The 2,699-nt window shown below is 30.4% G+C and carries 4 protein-coding genes; all 4 read right to left on the bottom strand.

What is annotated here, in order from left to right:
• Positions 1–74: 74 nt before the first annotated feature.
• The 4 genes from LQK79_RS20695 to LQK79_RS20680 all read right to left on the bottom strand — a co-directional run bounded on the left by LQK79_RS20695 (position 75) and on the right by LQK79_RS20680 (position 2,548).
• A complete protein-coding gene (locus tag LQK79_RS20695) occupies positions 75–539 on the bottom strand; it encodes a dUTP diphosphatase (RefSeq protein ID WP_053243166.1) in 465 nt (154 codons plus the stop codon).
• A 2-nt stretch (positions 540–541) separates the two neighbouring features.
• Entirely contained in the window at positions 542–1,117 is a 576-nt protein-coding gene (locus LQK79_RS20690; protein WP_053243165.1) for a DJ-1/PfpI family protein, read from the bottom strand.
• A 162-nt stretch (positions 1,118–1,279) separates the two neighbouring features.
• The gene (locus LQK79_RS20685; RefSeq protein ID WP_053243164.1) at positions 1,280–1,675 is read right to left on the bottom strand and encodes a nucleotidyltransferase domain-containing protein; all 396 of its coding nucleotides are present in this window, start codon (positions 1,673–1,675) and stop codon (positions 1,280–1,282) included.
• A gap of 315 nt (positions 1,676–1,990) precedes the next feature.
• A complete protein-coding gene (locus LQK79_RS20680; RefSeq protein WP_053243163.1) occupies positions 1,991–2,548 on the bottom strand; it encodes a GNAT family N-acetyltransferase in 558 nt (185 codons plus the stop codon).
• Positions 2,549–2,699: the final 151 nt, after the last annotated feature.

The following is a 2,699-nucleotide window of genomic DNA, read 5'->3' as shown; positions in this document are numbered from 1 at the left end:
AGATTTTAACAATTTGCTGCTTAGATTTATTAATTTTATTTAATATTCCAAAATGCTGTTACTTCGCAATATTTTTATTTTGTTCCTGTGCTGCCAAATCCACCACGATCAAGGTTACCAAAACATTCTACTTCTTTAAATTCTATCTCTGGCATAACTTCCATTATTCTAAATTGTCCTATTTTGTCCCCTTGTTTTACCCATGTACCTTTTTGTTCCATTCCATCTAAAAATTCTTTATCTTTACCTTGTAAACAATATACCGGCATATGCCACTGGTCATTATCACCTATATATGTATCATCAACTACCCCTACAGAATTAGTTTGAATTATTCCCCAGTTTTTAAACGTTGAACTTCTAGGCGCTAAATGTGCCTCCCATCCTTGAGGCAGTTCTAAAGCAAATCCAAGAGGAATCATTGCTCTTTCTCCCTCTTTAACAAACACATTTTTATTTGCATATACGTCAATCCAGTTACCTTTTTTTATTTTTTTTAATCTGGTTGCACCTTCAAAATACTTAATTCTAATTATCATATTCAATCATTCCCTTTATAATGTTTAGCACATTGTATTTTTTCTCCATCATCCGCAAATAAATTCATTGCATCAAATATTTCAACACCAAAGTCTACAAATGAATTTCCTTTTGCAGTAATTATATTTCTATCACGTATCACACCTTTATCTACATAAGTTTCACGTGGAAATGGATCATACATTTCTCCAAGATTTTTTAAGTTTTCTCGTTCTAGTGTGGTAGTGTAGGAATATCCTTTAAGTATTCCTGCCTTTGCTAAATAAATAGGTCCTGCACATATTGCGCATAAGAGTTTTTCTTCACTATGCAGTTTCTTTATTAATGTAAAAATTTCTTTTCTATCACCAGAACTCCATCCTCCTGGAATAATTAGTGCTTCAACGTCATTAAAGTTTAAAACTTCATTTACTGTAAAATCTGGTAAATACTTAATTCCAGAAGTTCCAGAAACACTTTCCTTATCATAGGCTATAGTAAACAGTTCCTTTTCTCCAAACAGCTTCAGTAAATGACATGCAAAAGTCATTTCAAAGTCGGTCATACCTTCGTATATAAAACATAGTACTTTTCCCATATTTATATCACTCTCATTCAAATTTATTGTTTGTCTTATTATACACTATTTTTATTAAAAATAGCATTATTTAATTTGACACATGATCTTTATTTATTAATTTCAGTCTAAACAAAATAACAGTATTTAATGCTTAAAAATACTGTTATTTCGCAACTTTTTTCAATTTAAATTCATGTGTGTAAAATAGTTCTTCTTGTCCAGAATAACTTTATATCCATCCTTTAAGATCTTAAACGTCCCTTCATCTAATGGCTTGGATATCCACAAAGGTGAGGTTATTCCAAACTCAACTTCCATATTATTTTCATACCATACTCTTATAGAAGTTACTCTTCCATAGTTCTCTCTTTGAGTCTTCATAACTTTACCAAAACTATCTATAAACTGATTATCTGCAATTAACAATTTAGGCGTGGTGCTAATTATAGTTAAATCGACATCGGAATCTTCCTTTTCTTCTCCTCTTGCGTATGAACCAACTAATACAACTGCATTTATCATGTCATTTTCTTCTGCATAACTTTTAACTTTGTCCAAAAAATCCCAAATCGTCATCATTAATCTCTCCTTATCTGTCATGCTTATATATAGTCTTATTTTATTACTAATAGAACATTTTTTCACTAATATAAATAACCTTTTACTAAAATTTTATATTTTGATGCAATTGTAAATTAATTTATTTAAACCATCAAAAAATTTATCCTCAGATTGAGCCGCCCAATAAATTTGCATGTTATTCTTTGATCTTGAAAGCCAGTAAGATGATTGTTCATCACTTATTTTTTTATGTAAAAATATATTATCTTTTGTATTAATAAAAACCTTAGCATCACTAATATAATCTAAATCTCAATATTCCATAGAATTCTATTTATATTCACTTACTGTATTCATTATGCTCTCGATTTCTGCATATCTATCCTTGTTATATTTCCAATAAATTAGTTCATCATCCCTATTTACTTCTTTCATTTCAAGCTTCTCTAAAATTCTAGCAGATGGAAGATTATTAATTAAACAATCCGCCTTTATTACTTTAACAGCTTTATGTGCAATAGCAAAATCCATAATTTCCCTTGCAGCTTCAAAGCCAAAACCTTTTCTTCTTTCATTCTCTACTAAACCATATCCAATTTCCACTTCACCATTTTCATCTGGTATGCCGTGGAAGCCTATATCTCCAATTATTTCTTTACTATCTTTTCTTTCAATCATCCAGGTTTCAAATCCACTTGGAGCATTATTTCTTAAAGTCTCAACTATAATAGGCAAAATATCCATAGTATCATTTGTCGGCCAATCCTTGTTTGCCTTCACTCCAAGCTTTAGTATTTCACTATTGTCCCCATTTATAAGTGCCTCTGCTACTTGTAAGGTTATTGGTATTAAGATTAATCTGTCCGTAACTATATTTTTTAATTTCATTTATCCACTCTCCCAACTTATTCTATAATAAAGAAGCTAAATGGTTTAAATAATGTACTATAAAAATTTACGCCAAAATTCCGTAGGTACGGAGGAATTTTTTCCTTGCACTACTGTGGGAGTGAAGTAACAATGCTGAAGGAACGGTTTA

The organism is Clostridium guangxiense (assembly GCF_021043395.1).
GTDB lineage: Bacteria > Bacillota > Clostridia > Clostridiales > Clostridiaceae > Clostridium_S > Clostridium_S guangxiense.
Note: the sequence above shows the minus strand (reverse complement) of the source record. Positions and strands in the feature narration are given on the sequence as shown.